This window comes from Bacillus sp. cl96, from assembly GCF_900100505.1.
GTDB classification, from domain to species: domain Bacteria; phylum Bacillota; class Bacilli; order Bacillales; family Bacillaceae_G; genus Bacillus_A; species Bacillus_A cereus.
The window spans coordinates 356,577-375,661 of the sequence record NZ_FNDM01000001.1; the positions used below are offsets into that span (position 1 = coordinate 356,577).

Below are 19,085 nucleotides of genomic sequence, written 5' to 3' on the forward strand. Positions count from 1 at the left end.
TTTAAAATAAAAAATGCATCCCGAAACATTAACGATTTATTTCCAAACTTGACAAACTGGATTCCTTTGTTAAATATATGTCCTTTACAAATAGTACAGATTTATTTACATTCCCTTATTTTTCATTTCATCCTTTTAATCTAGTAAAATTATAACGCTTATTTAATATATCATTAATTATTTCTTGATCTTTTGTTACTAAAATTGTACAAAATTCATTACAAGTTATTAAGACAGTTTCCTCATCATTTTTTAATAATATACCTGTTCCACATTCGGAAGTATAGAGTACTTTCTTTGAAGATAAATCTGTATATTTTTCTTCTTCCACTAATAGTTCACACTGAACATTTCCCCTTATCCTCAAAAACTTTTCGAAAACTAGTATATTTTCAGGATTTCCATCGGTTATATTGGGAACATTTCTTTCCACTATTACCTGAAGGTGCTCTACTTCATCTTCAAATTTCATCTCTGACCTAGCAACAGAAACATTTAAATATAAATTATCTTTTAGTTGAATGGCTATTTCTGAACTGATTATAGTATTATCATCTTTTTGCATTATAGGTGTTAAACTTAATATCTTGATCTCCGCTTCTTTCATTAAAGCATCTATAGCTTTTGGATGAACTTGCACCGGAACTATATAATGTGGCATTCCTATCAATCTTCTTCACTCCTAATTAAAATTTCAGTATTATATACTTAAAAATGAATATCTTCGTATATTCTTTTTCTTTTAATATCTAAATTAACTTTCCACGTGCCATCTTTACGTTTTACCATTCTAATTTGAATTCGATTGTCTTTAGTATGTCTTCTAACTGAATTTCCTTTTCTATGATTTATCACCTTTTGCCCTTTTGTATAATGTCTAAAAATACTTTTTGCAACAGCTTTTCCACCTGGCAAATCCGTATTAATTCTTGATTTATGCGCTCTTGCATTTTTTCCTAATAACTTTGTAAAATAAACCGGTTTTGTAATTGTTTTTGTTAGTTTTAATTTTCCTCCGCCAATTGCGCCTATAGCTGCAGCTTTTGCTACCCCTTTCCAACCCTTTCCTGATTTATAAGCTTTATAGCTATCATAAGCTGCAAAACCAGCATTTACTGCAAACCACACCCAATGCCCATCTGGATCCACCATCATCACTGGATTATTATCACCATACGTATACCCATTCTGCGTCACAGGATCATCTTCATCACCCGGATCAGGATCCACCGATAAAAACACACCATGCTCCGGATTATAGTATCTCGCAATCAAGTAATACATGCCAATTTCTTTATCATACATGTATCCTGCATATCCAAACGGATTGTCTGCTGCGATACCTTTTGCGTCACTCTTTAATACATTACCCCACGAATCATATTCATACGTTGCTACAACTTCTCTATTTTGATCTGTCATCGCAATGACATCACCACGTGGGTTGTAGTGATAGTATAACGTTTGTCCTTTTGACTTCATTGCCAAACGTAAACCGTCTACAGAGTATACATATTGACGAAGTACATTTCCACTACCATCCGTTTCATACAACGGATTAATACTATCTCCATCATAGAAATAGCGTGTTACTGTCCCGCCTACACTCTTTTCAATACGACGATTATCCTCGTCATACTTATAAGTTGCGAATGCATTGCTCTCACCTTGTTTTGTGATAGCTACAAGTTGGTCATTTTCATTCCATGTATACTTGTACTTTCCATCAGATGTACGATTTCCATTCGCATCATATGTTAATGATTCGTTTCCGAATTTTACAAGTTGATTCCCTTCATTGAATGTTGCCGCTATAGATTTTGTTTCTTTTCCATTCTCTACAACTTTCACACTCGTACGGTTTCCAAATCCGTCATATGTGTATGATTTAGTTGTTCCGTTTGGTAATGCTTCATTTAATAATTGGTTAATCGGGTCATATACAAAGTTCGTTTCTGTTACTTTTCCGCCCGCACCTTCATGTTTAATCTTCGTACGGTTGCCTGCTTGGTCATATTCATATCGTTCAGAAAGTAGAATACTATTTGACGTACCTACTACTAAATCTTTAATTTTGTTCGCATGATCATAGTTGAAAGTAGAACCTGAACCATTGCCAGCTGTATACGTACGAACATTTCCTTGATCGTCATAATCAAATCGATACGTTTGAGAACCGTCTGTCACACGAATGTTTTGATCTAGCGTGTTGTAGTCATACGATACTTTATTTGTGTATCCGCCTTGCGTTACTGTTTGTTCTTTTAGTTTTTCTGTCTTACTGTTTGCTTTATCGTGATATGCCCAGTCAACTTTTCCGCCTCGGCTATCCGTTGCGCTTGTGACACGGTCAGCCTTGTCGTATGTTTTCGTGCGTTCTACGCCGTTGACAAGATCTTTCACTTTCGTAACTTGTCCATTTTGATCACGTTCAAATGTAAATGAATCTTTTCCGTTGCGCTTTTCGCCAACGACGCGATCTGCTGTATCATATACAGACTCTAAAATAGAACCGTTTGGCATTGTTGTTTTAATCTTGTTTGCATTTTCATCGTACGTGTTTTCAATACGACGGTTTAACGCATCGATATAGACTGTATTTTTATTATCTACATCATATTCATATTTGTGTGTTTGCGTTTTCCCACCAAACATGACAGATTTCTCTGTTGTATTCCCATTATGATCATACAGATAATTTACAGAAGTACCATTTTTTAATGTAACCTTCGTTAATAGATTATCTTTATTGTAATCATATAGTTTGGTATTTCCTTTTTCATCTGTCTCGCTCTTTTTATTTCCTGATGTATCATATGTGAAGGTGTTTTTCTGTCCTTCTTCATCATACGTCGCAACAACATTTCCATCGTTGTCGTACTCGTTTTTAATAAGAGCGTTTCCTTCTAGTAAACGAATATCATCAAACCATACTTTCCCTTTATTATTGTTTCTAAATAATAGGTACACCTGAATATGTTTAATTGGTTTCTTAGCTGGAATTACAACCGCACTACGATTCCAATCATTTGTACCGCTTGGGAATTTTACTTGATAATTTTCACCACTGCCATCTTGATAATGTACATCCGCCCAAATCGCATAGTCTCGAGAAAGTTTATCTGGCGCATCATTTTCTACATTTTCAGATTTAGACATTCCTGTTAGCGTTAATGTTTCTGCCTTTTTCTGATTCAATATAACTCTTTTACTATAGCCAACATCTGACCCTCCATATTGGCTACGCTCTAATACAATAGATGAATGTCCCGTAAAGCTCTCTTGCTGAGAAACATCTTTCGGATCACAGCTTGTTCCATCTCCTCGAATCCAACCTGGCATACAGCCATTTCCCGCCATATTTTCTAAACTACTATTTTCAATTGGGTTAAAGCTAGAAGAAACTTCACCTTTTTCTAGTTGAATCTTATCAAACCAGACAGAACCACTCGTAGCAGAACCGCCATTTTCTACTTGTAAATAGATTTGTACTTTTCTCGTTTGTTCTGTTGTTTTAAAAGTAACTTGACGGTTAACCCAATCCCTCGTTCCTTGAACTTTATTGTGACGAGTATCATGCCATCCACCATCTACACCAGCACCGTTTTCATTTAATAACTGTACATTGAAGAAACCAGCACCATTGGCTAAATCCGTTTTTATCATACCACTTAACGTATACGTTGTATTTGGTTCTAACGTTACTTCTTGAATTGCAGCAATATAGCCCCAATCATTATTCGTTGCTTTTGTTGAAATTTTAAGTGATGATTCTCCGCCCAGACCACCTGGTGCTGATGTTGCATCTTTTATAATAGATCCAGAATTATTCGCATTTACTGGTACCCATTTTTCCGTACCATTCATTTCAAAGCTTGGATTTTGAATCAGGTTTTCTCCTGTTCCCAGCTCTCTAGTTGTCGCAATTGGATTTCCAAACTGATCATACTGCATGAAAGATGATGTATTTGCTGCTTGGTCTGTTTCAGATACTTCTGTATTTGCAGCCTTATAAGCAACTGTTGTTTCACGATTCTCATTATCTGTCGCTTTTATAAGCCCGTTGTCTTTATTGTACTCAAACTTTTCTGTTCCCATTTCATCAGTAACAGAAGTTACATTCCCATTACCATCATAGGTCGCTGTTTCTGTTTGATTTTTAGGAGTTGTTGTTTTTACTAGGTTATTTGCATTATATTCATACGTTGTTGTTAAATTTAGACGTCCAGAATCTTCAACAGTTTTGACTGGGTTTCCAGCATCGTTATACGTATAAACAGTTTTACTTCCTTTAGGATTCGTTAACGTAACTTCTTTCGCATCTGTATTATATGCTAATGTCGTAGCTTTCCCTAATGGGTCCGTTACTTTTACTAATCTATTATTCTCGTATGCATACGATGTTTTATATGGTTTTGCATCGGTATGTTGCGGATCATAAATAGATGTTAGTAATCCATTATCATATCCGTATTTATATACTTTTCCTTCTGGTGTTGTAGAAGAAACGAGTAAATCTCCATCATATTTAAATGTAATCGTTTTGCTATCTGGGCCGATTACTTTTGCTGCTTTTTTATTATTTCCATCATATTGTACGACTAACTCTTTACCAGAAGCATTCTTTACTTTTGATAAACGTGATTCCCCATCATACTCATATGTCGTCGTATTTCCATATTTATCTTTTGTATACTCGATACGCCCTTGTGCATCTCCAGATTTATAGAAAGTAACCGTTTGGTCTTTATCTTTTATTTCATATCCGCCTGATACTTGTTTAATTTCTAAATATATACCTGTAGGAGCTTGATACGTATTATCTCCCGTTCTAGTAAAAGTAATATTTGCGCCATCGGCAGAAATTAATAGTAGGTTTCCATTTCCTTCAGCCAAAATTCTTTCTTCTAATCCACTAGACCACCCTGTACCAAATAGACCTACTTTTTTACTTTGGCTATTATACGTTCTTTCCACTGATACATCCGGTCCGCGCCCTGATAACGTAATATCTTTTTCACTCATGATAAAGTTACCATTTGTAGCATTCACTGTGCCATTTAGTACCGGAACTGATGCCCAGTAATCAAACATCCCTATAAACCCAAAGTCTTGAGCAAATTTAGGTACAAACTCATGCGAAATTTCGCTTTCAGCATGTCCGGCTTTACTATACGCTGTTACACGGAACCAATAATTTTTAAAGCCAGCATAAATTCCGCCAGAATTCTTATACACAGGTGATGGATCAACTGCTAATTCTGCACCTTTTTTATCATGATGAAGTAAATATTGGCCTTTTGCAATTTCATCTTTCGTTGGCCAAATTTTCTCATTTTGCGTTGTCCAATTTGTTTTATTTCCTACGTCGAACGCTTCGTAATCTTTTCCGTTATAAATCCAAACTTTATAGCCTGCAGCCGCTGGAACTGCATCCCACTTTAATGTGACATATCCTGTTTCCTTATCTGTAGCATTAATGTAGGCCGATCCGTCTGGCTTTTTCACTTGTTCTAATGGAATAAATGGAACTATTTCATCTGAAAGTGGACTATCGCCAAACGGATACTCTGCTACAATACGAATCCAGTAGCTACTTCTTCCGCTATAATCCCCGTACGGACCTCCTGACTCGTAAGCATTTTTATATATTTGTCCTGGGTTAGTAGGCGCTTCTGCACCTTTTCCATCATCATGTATCCAGTAACGCCCTTGTGCAATTTCTTCTGGCGTCGGGAATATCTTTTTATCTTTCGTCGTCCAGCTTGTCACATTCCCAACAGGAATATATTCATAGTCATATCCATTAAAAATGGCAACTTTATAACCTGTTGCTCCTGGAACTGCGTCCCATTGTACATTGAAGTGACCTGAACCACTCCCACTCCCATTTGAGTAAGCTTGTACTCTTGGCTTATTTGGTTTTGCGTAGGAATATTTCACTTCCAAGAATGGTGCATTCGTTCCATTTTCAGCTGCAATGAATTTCTTCCAATGGTTTTGACCATTACCATTTGCATGTAGCTTAAAGCCATTGTTTGGTCTCGCGCCTTCTACCCATGCTTTCACTGTATTCGTTACATTGAACTGGGCCCATTTTCCGCGGCCCACATCAGCGTGTGCAATGTTGTTAGAACCTGGTTTGTTATTCCAGTTTACACTTCCAACATTCCATCCACTTGTTACTTCATCTAACCAAACACCATTTGGTTGATTCGCATAATAATGCCAAACTGCATAGGCATGGAATGTTGCACTTTCAACCTTTGCACCCTTTAAGTTTGAAACATCTGGTTTAATAAATGAAAAGTTGGTGCCAATCGATGCGTCATAATACCCAACTTTTAACGTGTAAGCATTTTGGCCTGAATCCCAAAGTTTTCCTCCTGAATAATTAACATTAGCGAATACACTTGAAGCATAAGCATTTTCAAAATTATCCAATTCAATTGAAGGATCTACATATACCGGATATTTTCGCTCTGGTGCTTGTAACCACTGCGGATCTGCAGTAACAGTTAATGTATATGTTTTTTCATCTTTCTTCTCAATATTGTAGCGAACTGCATCTGACGTTACAGCCTCACCTGATTGTTGATCCACATTGGAATCATTCATATATGGTTTCGGCAATGTGAATACTTTTTCTTTTTTCTCATCTTGGAAGTCGATTGAACCATCTTCCTGTAAGCTAGGTGTTAAATCTGTTTCTAATGCAAATGTAAAAATGTGGTGTCCTGTATACTCACGTAATACAAAATCTTCTTTTACATTTTCATTGAATGTCGTACTCTTTAAATCAATATTTGGGAAGACCCCTTTATACCATACTGTATTATTTTCATGTGTTGCGGTTACTGGTGATGGCTTCATTTCACCTTTTTCACCATTTGCACTTATTAGTTTATACTGAATAGTATGATCTTTTACTTTAAATTGAACGTACTTTCCATCTTTTGTCGCTTTCTCAAACTCTGGTTCTAATGTTGTATTTTCCGTTACAATTTTTTCATTTGGTGCTTCTACTAATTTTGGTGAAACCTCTTCTAGCTTTCCATCTTTCTCTGCATGAATCGGTTCCGTATATACCCTCTTTGTAAAGGTACCATCATTGTTATCAAAAACCTTTTCGGTTTCCGTTCTTTCTTCTACAATCTCAGTCGGACTCGCCTGTGCTTTAGCCTTATCCTTCTTTAATTGATCTGGATGTGGAGCTGGTAATTCCTTTTCCTCTTTCTTTTCCACTTCTGGAGTTTGTTCTGAATTTGGAGATGGTGTAAACGGTGGTGCCGTTTCTGCCAACCCATTCAGTGGTATAGAAGTAACAATTAGTGCAACTACGATAAGTTGGATTAATTGCCTATACCATTTTTTCTTAACTGGCCTCTTTTCCATACATTCACCCCTAATTCGCATCGGTTTTATTCTTACAATTAACAATTCAAAGAATTTTCCGATGTTATTCAACATAAAAACGACAATATTGTGACATTTTTTCTAAAAATGTATATTTTCCAACAATTTACCATTTTATATTCCTTTTTCCTTATAAATACAGTAAAATATTTGTAGATTAAACGTTTTATTACACTTTATTTACTTTTTATCTACTTTATAATAAAAAAGAACTATCCCTTCTCTTAAAAATTCAGAGAAAGAATAGTTCTTTTTTCATTTACTTTATTTCTTAAAGTAAGTCCAACCTTCTTCTTGGTAAACCTTTTCTTCTTTCATCAACTTACCAAGTGCGCGCTTAAATGCAGCTTTACTCATGTTAAAGCGTTCTTTAATATCTTCTGGATGGCTCTTATCCCAAAACGGCATTGCTCCGCCTCGTTCTTCCATATATGCATAAATTACTGCAGCATCGTCTTCCATTCCTTCTTCTTTACGAGGAAGAAGTGAAATGTTAATTGTACCGTCATCTTTTACGTCAATAATACGTCCTGTTACACGCTGACCGATGCGAACTTGTTCTTTTCTTTCTGTATGGTGTAAGAAAGCACGGAAATGCTCATCAGTTAGTACGAATGAACCGACTTGAAGCGAACGATATACACGTCCATTTACGTTTTTATTACGCATAGATGGCGTTGCATCTACGATAATTTCTTGCATATCACTGTCTCTTGCCGGAAGAGCAATTAAACGATCACGATTCGTTAATTTTAACGTACAATATAATTCGTCGCCTACTTCTGGCCATACTGGCATATAAATCGGGAACTCATCAGCTGGAATTAGTATATCTTTTGACACACCAATATCAACAAACACACCTAAACTCGGAATAACTTCTACAACCTTTACCCAGTTCCAATCATAAGTTGTAATAATCGGTTCCTTCATTGTTGCTGAAATACGATTTTGGTGATCAAGGTATAAGAATACATCAATCGTATCGCCTTCTTCAATTTCTCCAGCTACTTCGTTTTTATGTAGGAAAATTTCTTCTTCTTCATTCCCAACCATATATCCAATTTCCGTTTCGCGTAAAACAGTTACCTGTTCAATCGATCCTATTTGCAAATACATATTTTTTAATTCCCTTCTATATATATAAAATTATCTTTTTTATCATTCCAAACAAAAGTTAATTATAACATGATTTTTCCTGTATTTGTCCAACTGCCCAAAATTCACTATAATAAAATGAGGTTACATGAATATAAGTACGAAAACACTTAAGTCTAGACTCGTTTTCAGCTATACTTTAGTATGTACAGTACATAACAAGATTAGAAATTTATTTGGAGGTGCTAACTATGGCAAAAGATAGTTCTTTTGACATCGTTTCGAAAGTAGAATTACCTGAAGTAACAAACGCAATTAATATCGCATTAAAAGAAATACAAAACCGATATGACTTTAAAGGAAGTAAAAGTGATATTAAATTAGAAAAAGAAGTACTTGTTTTAACTTCTGATGACGAGTTTAAATTAGAGCAAGTAAAAGACGTTCTTATCTCTAAACTTGTAAAACGTAACGTTCCAATTAAGAACTTAGATTACGGAAAAGTTGAAGCTGCAACTGGCAACACTGTTCGCCAACGCGCAACACTTCAACAAGGTATCGATAAAGATAACGCTAAAAAAATTAACAACATCATTAAAGAAATGAAATTAAAAGTAAAAACACAAGTACAAGATGATCAAGTACGTGTTACAGCGAAAAGCCGTGATGACTTACAAGCAGTAATCGCAGCTGTTCGTAGCGCTGATTTACCAATCGACGTACAGTTCATTAACTACCGCTAAAAAGAAAACTCCTCTTAATTAGAGGAGTTTTTTGTTTTGTAGAGACAATATTCCGAGAACAAACCATAGAAAAATGGTATATGCGGTGAAAATCACTAAGTGAACAGAGTCTAACCATACGAATACTTTACAAGTGAGCGCATGATTAAACTAGGCCTTATTGTAGAATTTGTTTTATACATGTATTTAGCAGACCTTATTGAAAATAAGAAAAATATACCTTAAGACGTTTCCCCTTCAATTTGAATTACTTTTCTTAATAACCACATCCTGGGCCAAAGTCATCTTAAAAATCGCTGTAACTCATAATTCCTCTCCCCGCCAAAACGTAACAATTTATGAGTATAAGAATATTTCCCAACCTTTAATGTAATGTAAAATTAGTAAGGATCTCAAAAATGTTAATTAAAAAAGAGTTAGAAGTGGTTTTTTGAAGAAATTAATATTATGGTTTTTATTAGCCACATTCTCCCTAAATACTGTAGGATGTTCTAATAATACGAATACACTAACGGATAAATCTAACTGTATCAACAAAGCTTGGTACAAAAAAAATATGTCATGTAATCATTTAAAAAACATTAAATAGTTAATGATAAAGATCTAAAGAAAAGACACCCCAAAGTACCTTCCTCCGACTTGAACCAATAATATTCGGATGGATTTAAAAAGAAGCATACATCTTTAATAAAGATGCATGCTTCAAAATAAAAAAGTACGCTAAAGCGCTAAGTAAACTCTTATTCAAAAATTTATATTAAGCACTAATATTTTAGAAGCAAGTTTATAAGTATAAAACCTACAGAGATTTCCCCTGTAGGTTTTATTATATTTCAAGTGATTTCCAAATGAATTATGAGTGACTTTTTTCAGTTTGGTTTTCAAAATATTTTTCTTTAACCATTTTTATCAGATTTTCTTTTTCTGTTAGTTCAAATATAAATAATGCTTTTTTCATGTTATTTGCAACATCTTCTTCATTAGGTTGTTTAATTTTCAATAAATTCCAAGCTTTTCCATAGTATAATTCACCTAGTAAATATAAAGTATTTAGATTAATAGCTAGTTTGATACCCATATCATTGTATTTTACTGCCTCTTCATGTTGATTTGCATGACCTAAAATTTTTGCTAAATTAAAAATAATTTTCAATTTAATTTCTTTATCTCTAGGAAAATCTAACTTATTAAAATTAGTTAAACACCTTCTTAATATATTAATACTTTTTTCATATTCTTTATTTTCCCCATGCAATATAGCAATTGTCTGCATAATATCTATTTCTCTTTCTGATAAAAAATCAGAATTAGTTACAGTTAATTTTAATGCATTATTTAAAAAATCTAAAGCAGTTTTTATTGATTTATCCACCATAAATATAGCAATCGCTTCATGCCATATTAAAAATTGTTTATCTTCTGTTGATTGGAAGTTATTTTCGTTTTTCTCTTTTTTCACTATTTCATAAAGTTCTTTGTATTGTTTTTGCTTTAAGCAATCTTTTATTACGCATTTTACATTTTCTACATATTTTAATTTTTTGTTTTGAGTTAATGCAAATATATTATTTGGGTCAATACCAAGTCTTTCTGATAATTGATATAACAATATACTAGATGGATAAATCACACCTTTTTCTATTTTGCTAATTTGACTTTGCGAACATATTCCATGACATAATTCGGATTGTGATATATTTTTTTTAATTCTAAGCTCTTTAATGGTAATACCCAAATCGTAAAACTCCATTTTCCCACCTACTATTTAGCACTGTATTAGTATAAGAGTATTCTCTAACTTTTAATGTAATGTAAAATTAATATAGTTGCAATTATTGATTGCTTCAAAGATTCTTCCCTATCGGTGCTAACACAAAAAACAGGTTAGGAAGAAAATCCTCTTCCTAACCTAGCCCTCCTCTCACTAGGGACGTTTTCATTCTCACGTCGTTTCTCTTAAGAAATTTCATATCAACAGAATAACACTATTGCCCCGCCGAACAAACTTACAAATACAATAAGAAGACATGAACATAGAGCGAGTAATTTCTCATCTCATCTACGCTTCCTTTTAACTGCAATTAGAAACGCAATAAATAATACATTCACACCAACGATTAAGGAGATAAATAACCAATTCACACCTGTTTCTCCGTTAACTTTATACACGTTTGATTCTTCACGTTTTAAAACGAGATAAAACTTTCCGTTTTCCTCTCTTATAATTTCATCCTGTAACAATCCTCTTAACTCTTGTTTTTCACCAATTGCACTTGCAGGTAAGGAGACTTTTTGTGTTTCTTTCGTATTATTAATTGCTACTAAAGTTACTTCATCTTTATATTTTCGTTTTAGTATGCTCATCCCGCTCTTATCATACAGAAGCTCAAACGTACCGCGTCGTAAAGACGGTCTCGCCTGCCTAAGTTCACCTAGTTTTGTTATGTGCTGCATAAATTTTTCGTCTGACTTAAAATCCATTAATCGTCTATTATCGGGTACACTTCCTCCATCTAATGCAATTTCCGTTCCGTAATAAAAATTCGGAATCCCAGGTGATGTTAACAAATAAGTAAGCGCCAGTTTTAAACGTGATGGCGGATAATACATATTTTCTTTTGCAATACGCGCATATCTTTTTGTTTCTTGATCATCTAAAAACGTAACAAATTCCCCTTCTTTTTTACTCACATCGTATAACGATTTCACCGATACATCCGCTTCGGAAAACGATTCTACGATTTTTTCGTTGTATTCGCTATCCTCCTTTGTCATAATACGAAAATCTTTCTTTATCACTTGCATATCTTTTTGCGCGTTATCCCAAAAGGAACGCGGCTTTTTTTCACTATGTATAACATAACTTCCGTCTAAATCAACTTCTTTTATCCACCATTTCATTGCGTCAATTACCTGTCGTTCGTTTTCTCCAAGCGGAAATTGAAATACAACTTTCATTCCTTTTGCATGAGCTTCTTTTACAAGTTCTTTCACATCATTGTCTGTCCCGAAATGTTCATTTACCTTTTTAAAATTTCGCACGTCTAATCCATCGTACTTTCCACTTTCAAAAAGCGGCGAAAGCATAACGGTAGTAAAACCCATTTCTTTTATGTAATCCAACCTTTTTATAATTCCTCTTATATCCCCGCCTTGATACCCTTCTAAATTACCAACTTCTAATTGTTTGTCATTTTTCGGTTCTCCATTATTGAAGCGATCAATCATAATGGAGTATATAACTTCATCTTTCCACTCTCTTTTTTCGTCTGCAAAAGTATGTATTGGTACAAACAAAACAAAAGCTAAGCAAAAACAAATGAATAGTTTCCTAGTCCGTATTTTTCCCACACGCATCCCCCAAGTTTTTAATTGTAAGAATATTATACCAATTATCCAAGAGAAACGCATATGTCGATTTCAATCCTCACAAAATAATCTATGTTATATTTTCTAACATCATGTATATATTTTTCTGAATTTTTAGTTGATTTTTAGTTCTTTTTCGAATATGATATGAAACATAACAAAAAGATGTTATTTTTTCTAACATCATAGGAGGAGAGCTCATGAATATGGGAGATACAGTTTTTATGTTTGTGACGGCAGTAATGGTCATGTTGATGACACCAGGATTGGCACTTTTTTATGGAGGTATGGTTCGCAGCAAAAATGTACTCAGTACAACGATGCATAGTTATAGTGCAATGGCTATCGTTTCGATTCAATGGATTGTTATCGGCTATTCTTTATCATTCGGACCAGATTGGCACGGGCTTATTGGTACACTTGATTGGTTCGGTCTAAACGGAGTTACCTACGCACCAAATCCAGACTACTCATCTACTATTCCTCACAATTTATTCATGATGTTTCAACTCATGTTCGCCATTTTAACTCCAGCTTTAATTTCAGGTGCATTTGCTGAAAGAATGCGATTTTCTGCCTTTCTTATTTTTATCCTTTTATGGACAACGATTGTTTACAATCCTGTCGCTCATTGGGTATGGGGCGTCGGCGGGTGGCTAAGGGAACTTGGTGCACTAGACTTCGCTGGCGGAAACGTCGTTCACATCACTTCCGGAGTTGCTGGTCTTGTATTAGCTATTTTCCTCGGAAAACGAAAAAACATAAATGGTTCTTCTCCTCACCATTTGCCATTTACAATGTTAGGCGCAGGCTTATTATGGTTTGGCTGGTTCGGTTTTAACGTCGGCAGCGCATTATCCTTAAACGACGTAGCTTTAACTGCATTTATTAATACAAATATAGCCGCTGCTGCCTCAGCATTAACTTGGATGCTTTCAGAGTGGTTCTTCCAATCAAAACCGACTGCGATGGGAGCTGCTTGTGGCGCCGTTTCCGGTCTAGTCGCTATTACACCAGCTTGCGGGTTCGTTACACCTTTCTCAGCTCTTCTTATCGGAGCAATTGGCGGCGTATTATGCTTCGGAGCGGTCTTTTTCTTAAAAACAAAATTCGGATACGACGATACACTCGATGCATTCGGATGTCACGGCATCGGTGGAACTTGGGGCGGTATTGCGACAGGATTATTTGCAACTACTGCCGTAAACGGCGATGGCGCTAACGGATTATTTTACGGAAACGCCTCGCTGCTGTTGAAACAACTTGTAGCGATCGGCGCAACATATGCGTTCACAATTATAATGACGTATGCCATTATTAAAGCAATCAACTTCTTCCTCCCTGTCCGGGTAGATGAGCACGAGGAACATATGGGACTTGATATTTCGATGCATGGGGAGAAAGCTTATGAGTATACTGAGCGAGTGAACTAAAAAAGAGATGCAATCTATTAGTAATAGATTGCATCTCTTTTTTGCGCACCGGGCAATATACCCCACCTAGTATAACTGGAAATATATTAACGGTTTTTTGGATATATCAACGATTTTTCAAATATATCGATTGTTCCTTTCAATATATCAACGTTTCGACACAAGATATCGATTTACCAACAAATTCCGACATAACGAAACTGAAGAATACCCGCGTGTAACTTTACACATAAAAAAGACGACCGAAACCCAGTCGTCTTTTCCGATTTATTTCGGAGCATTTCCTACATATTGCGTAATATCAACATTTAATGCCTGCGCTAAACGCATACCGTATTCTTGATCTGCACGGAAGAAGTTACAAACAGCTAGTAATTTCGTGCGTTCATTTACGTCTTTCAAGTCATTTGTTAAGTTTGCAATTAAGTTATCTTGCTCTTCTTTAGAGAATGAACGGTAACGCTCACCTGCTTGTTTAAAGTCATTTGGTTTCTCAATTTTTTCACGAGATACATAGCCTTCTACTTTCATAGTTGAATCGCGGTAAGCTGGGTCTTCAACTGGATTTTCAGCATGACGGCTCGGTTCGTAGTTGATTGTAGATGGGTTTTGATTCACTTGCATCGCACCATCACGTTGTTGATTATGAACAGCTGCGTATGGGCAGTTTACAGGAATTTGTAAGTAATTTGCACCAAGACGATAACGCTGTGTATCTGGGTAAGAGAATAAACGACCTTGTAATAATTTATCTTCCGATGGCTCAATACCATTTACAGTGGCACTTGGAGAGAACGCTACTTGTTCTACTTCTGCAAAGAAGTTTTTCGGATTACGATTTAACGTCATTGTCCCTACTTCAATTAACGGGAAGCGATCTTCTGGCCATACTTTCGTTGGATCTAGTGGATCAAAGTCTAAAGAATCCATTTCATCTAATTGCATAACTTGTACGTGTAAATCCCATTTCGGGTGATTTCCTTTTTCGATCGCGTCGAACAAGTCACGAGTAGCATGATTGAAGTCTTTCCCTTGTACCTCTTGCACTTCTTTCGCATTTAAGTTACGTACACCTTGCTGTGGTTTCCAGTGGTATTTAATATAAACAATTTTACCTTCTTCATTAATCCATTTAAATGAATGGACACCGAAACCTTCCATTTCACGATAACTTGCTGGTGTACCGTAATCAGAAAATACCCATGTCATCATATGTGTAGATTCTGGACTTAACGTCATGAAATCCCAGTAACGATCTGGCGTTTGAATATTCGTATCAGGTGCTGGTTTTAAAGAATGTACCATATCAGGGAATTTAATTGCATCACGAATGAAGAAAACTGGTAAATGATTACCTACGATATCGTAGTTTCCTTCTTCTGTATAAAATTTAACAGCGAACCCACGTGGGTCACGTGCTGTTTCAGGAGAACCTTGACCATGAATAACCGTTGAAAAACGAACAAATACAGGTGTTTCAGTTCCTTCATTTTGTAAAAATGCAGCTTTCGTATATTGCTTCATACTATTTTTCGTTACGAATACACCGTGAGCACCTGCACCACGTGCATGCACAACACGCTCCGGAATACGTTCACGATCAAAGTGTGCAAGTTTTTCTACTAAATGATAGTCTTCTAATAATACTGGTCCACGACGACCAGCTGTACGAGAATTTTGGTTGTCTCCAACTGGAGCACCTTGGTTTGTTGTTAAGCGATTATTTGGATTCATCTAGGGGGATCCTCCTCTTTATTTCATAGTAATTATTATTTGTTTAAAATTATTATAAATTAATTATTATTCAAAACTAGATCTTTGTCAACTATTTCCTTCACTTTTTTGGAAACAATTTCAGCCAAACAGTCAATAAATGCAGATTGCGCATTCGGCATATTTGGTCTAAAATATTTGGCATTTAATTCATCCGTTACAACTTTACATTCATAATCGTTGTCATATAAAACTTCTAAATGCTCCGCTACAAAACCAACTGGGCAATATATGAAAGATTCGTACCCATGCTCTTCATATAAATCTTTCGTTAAATCTTGCACATCTGGACCAATCCACGGATCTGGAGTATTCCCAGCACTTTGCCAACCGATTGTATAGTTTTGAATATTTGCAGCTTCTGCAATTAAATCTGCCGTATGCTTTAGTTGTTCTACATATGGGTCTCCTGCTGCAATAATTTTTTCTGGCAAACTATGCGCTGAAAAAATTACGACTGCTTTCTCTTTATCATCAATTTCTGTAAACGTTTCTTTTATTTGGTCTGCCCAATACGAAATAAACTTCGGTTCATCATACCATTGTTCAATTGATTCAATAACAGGACCACCGATTTCTTTTGAAAGACGAATAGCACGGTCATTATACGCTTTAATGCTAAATGTAGAATAATGCGGCGCTAATACGATACTAATCGTTTGCTCAATCCCATCACGCTTCATTTCTTCTACAGCATCTTCTATAAACGGAGCAGTATGTTTTAAACCTAAGTAACAAGTAAATTCATACTCTGTAAATATATTATTCATTGAATCTGTTAATTTATGCGCCTGTTCTTTCGTAATTTTTGCAAGCGGCGAAATTCCACCAATCGCTTTATAGCGCCCAATTAAATCTTCAAGCGCTTCTTCTGATGGCTTACGCCCGTGACGGATATGTGTATAATACGCCTCTACATCGTCTAATGATTCTGGTGTTCCATACGCCATTACGAGTAAACCTATTTTTTTCTTTTTCATCTATATAACACCTCAATTTTATAAATGAGAATCTTTTTCAAGAACATTTGTTTCCAATTATAACAACTAATAATAAATACGTAAAGATAATTATTCTAAATAAGGATTTTTTCTAATATGATTCTGAATTTTATATGACAATTTATTTAATAAAAAGCGACTTACTTATAAAGTAAGTCGCTTTTCTCCTATTCTTTAATATTTACCCCATATTCTTTAAACCAAACGTGAATTTGTGCTAAATGAGCTAAAAGCTGTGGCCCAGTCATCAATTGACCAAACCATGGTGTTTGAAATGCACTGCCGCCAGACTGAATTAATCCGCTCAACTGCTCTTTATCAAACAGTTCGTGTAAAATTGAACCTTTATCCGTTAATAGATTTTGAAGCCATACTGTTATTGCTTTTGTATAGTGTGGATTGTGTGTTTTCGGATAAGGACTCTTCTTTCTATATAAGATGTCATGTGGAAGTACACCTTCTAACGCTTTACGTAATAGACCTTTTTCGCGGTTTTTATACATTTTCATTTCCCAAGGAATATTCCACGCATATTCGACAAGACGATGATCTGCAAATGGAACACGTACTTCTAAGCTCGCTCCCATACTCATGCGGTCTTTTCTGTCTAATAATGTTGTCATAAACCATACCATATTTAAATAAAATAATTGGCGTCTTTTTGCTTCTAGCGGACTTTCCCCCTCTAAAATAGGAACTTCTTGAATCGACTCTTCATAGCGCCTTTGTACATATTGTTGTAAATTTAATTTATTTCTCCATTCTTTTTTTAGAAGTTGTTCACGTGCCTCTGTAGAACGCATCCACGGAAATGCACTCGATTGTAAATCATCTTCTCTATAAAACCACGGATATCCACCAAATATTTCATCTGCACATTCTCCAGATAAGCCAACAACAAAATCTTGTTTAATTTCTCGGCAAAACCATAATAATGACGAATCGATATCTGCCATACCAGGCAAATCACGAACGAGTACTGCTTCAGTTAAATACTCTGCTAATTTTTCATTCGAAATGACGCAGCGATGATGGGTTGTTTGAAATGTCTCAGTCATTAAATTAATAAACGGAGCATCTGAATTTGGCTGGAATGCATTCGCTTTAAAGTATTTGTCATTATCTTCGTAATCAATAGAATACGTGTGTAATTGCCCTTTTCCCGATCTCTCATATTCTTTCGCTGCAATAGCTGTAATAGCGCTCGAATCTACACCACCCGATAAAAAAGTACATAGTGGTACATCAGAAACAAGCTGTCTTGTAATAGCATCTTGTAATAAAAAGCGCGTTTTCTCTACTGTTTCTTCAAAAGAGTCTTCATGTTTTTTACTTTCTACATTCCAATATCTCCATATACACAAACCGTTCTTTGAAAATGTCATCGCATGACCTGGACGCAATTCTTTTATACCAGCATAAATACCGTGGCCAGGCGTTCTTGACGGTCCGAGCCCGAATATTTCTGATAATCCTTCTAACGTTACTTCCGCCTTCACATCTGGATGCGACAATATCGCTTTTAACTCCGAACCAAATAGTAAGCGTCCGCTATCATATTTATAAAAAAGTGGCTTTACACCTAATCGATCTCTCGCAATAAATACTTGTTCTTTCTGTTCGTCCCATACTGCAAACGCATATATACCGTTTAAATGATCGACACATTCTTCTTTCCATTCAATATAAGAAGCTAATAATACTTCTGTATCAGAATGACCTTTGAACGTATATCCTCTTCTTAATAATTCCTTTCGAATGTCTTCTGTGTTATAAAGTTCACCGTTATAGCAAATGGCGTAATTCGTTTCATCTTTTAAACAAGTCATCGGCTGTTTACCGCCCTCAGGATCCACAACGATTAACCGCTTATGCCCAAATGCGACATTTCCTTTAATCCAAACTTTATTATCATCCGGCCCCCGTTTCGCTAACGTCTCAGCCATCTTCGTAACGACATCTCTTTCTCCTTCTAATGAGCGTTTATAATCCACCCATCCTGTAATCCCGCACATATAAATCATCCTTCCATCTTATTTCTTTTCTTGAACGTGCAGTAATCCCCACCCTGTGAGTGCGGATCAAAAAAATGAAAAACTTGACGATAACCTACTATCCACATATGGAATAGCATTTTCACTCAGTAAAACGTGTTTTATTGTATGCCCACCTATGTCTATATGTGTCTAGTTATAAAGAATGCACGAACTGTCTATAACAGGAATAACTACTTTTCATAAAGGAGAAATCGT

10 protein-coding genes are annotated in these 19,085 nt (G+C 35.5%); 2 read left to right on the forward strand and 8 right to left on the reverse strand.

The genetic code is table 11. From position 1 onward, the window contains the following. Window positions 1–127 precede the first annotated feature (127 nt). The 3 genes from BLT20_RS02020 to BLT20_RS02030 form a co-directional block, all read right to left on the reverse strand. Window positions 128–661, reverse strand: coding sequence for a hypothetical protein (locus tag BLT20_RS02020; RefSeq protein WP_002025448.1), 534 nt, complete (start codon window positions 659–661; stop codon window positions 128–130). Window positions 662–708: 47 nt separating this feature from the next. Continuing rightward, on the reverse strand, window positions 709–7,395 hold the full coding sequence (locus BLT20_RS02025; protein ID WP_000415538.1) for a DNRLRE domain-containing protein: 6,687 nt from the start codon (window positions 7,393–7,395) through the stop codon (window positions 709–711). A 285-nt stretch (window positions 7,396–7,680) separates the two neighbouring features. Further along, window positions 7,681–8,535, reverse strand: a complete 855-nt coding sequence (locus tag BLT20_RS02030) for a CvfB family protein (RefSeq protein ID WP_000281262.1) — start codon at window positions 8,533–8,535, stop codon at window positions 7,681–7,683. 230 nt (window positions 8,536–8,765) lie between these two features. Between BLT20_RS02030 and BLT20_RS02035 the strand changes: the two genes are divergently transcribed. Next, a complete protein-coding gene (locus BLT20_RS02035; RefSeq protein WP_001040149.1) occupies window positions 8,766–9,257 on the forward strand; it encodes a YajQ family cyclic di-GMP-binding protein in 492 nt (163 codons plus the stop codon). A gap of 853 nt (window positions 9,258–10,110) precedes the next feature. Here BLT20_RS02035 and BLT20_RS02045 read toward each other — a convergent pair. Beyond that, window positions 10,111–11,007: a helix-turn-helix domain-containing protein gene (locus BLT20_RS02045; RefSeq protein ID WP_000397892.1), complete on the reverse strand. Its 897-nt coding sequence runs from the start codon at window positions 11,005–11,007 to the stop codon at window positions 10,111–10,113. 305 nt (window positions 11,008–11,312) lie between these two features. After that, window positions 11,313–12,668 (reverse strand): alpha-amylase family glycosyl hydrolase, encoded by a 1,356-nt coding sequence (locus BLT20_RS02050; protein WP_002204826.1) that lies wholly within the window; start codon window positions 12,666–12,668, stop codon window positions 11,313–11,315. Window positions 12,669–12,826: 158 nt separating this feature from the next. On the opposite strand from BLT20_RS02050, the gene BLT20_RS02055 reads away from it, so the two are divergent. After that, window positions 12,827–14,059, forward strand: coding sequence for an ammonium transporter (locus BLT20_RS02055; protein WP_001055847.1), 1,233 nt, complete (start codon window positions 12,827–12,829; stop codon window positions 14,057–14,059). Between the two features lie 267 nt (window positions 14,060–14,326). Here BLT20_RS02055 and katB read toward each other — a convergent pair whose 3' ends face one another. The 3 genes from katB to asnB all read right to left on the reverse strand — a co-directional run bounded on the left by katB (window position 14,327) and on the right by asnB (window position 18,848). After that, window positions 14,327–15,793 carry a catalase KatB gene (gene katB, locus BLT20_RS02060; protein ID WP_001069177.1) on the reverse strand — a complete coding sequence of 489 codons (1,467 nt, stop codon included), beginning with the start codon at window positions 15,791–15,793 and terminating at the stop codon, window positions 14,327–14,329. Window positions 15,794–15,852: 59 nt separating this feature from the next. Next, complete coding sequence (gene hemH / locus BLT20_RS02065; RefSeq protein WP_000727377.1) at window positions 15,853–16,812, reverse strand: ferrochelatase; 960 nt, start codon at window positions 16,810–16,812, stop codon at window positions 15,853–15,855. Window positions 16,813–17,000: 188 nt separating this feature from the next. Beyond that, complete coding sequence (asnB, locus tag BLT20_RS02070) at window positions 17,001–18,848, reverse strand: asparagine synthase (glutamine-hydrolyzing) (protein WP_000334005.1); 1,848 nt, start codon at window positions 18,846–18,848, stop codon at window positions 17,001–17,003. Between the last annotated feature and the right edge of the window lie 237 nt (window positions 18,849–19,085).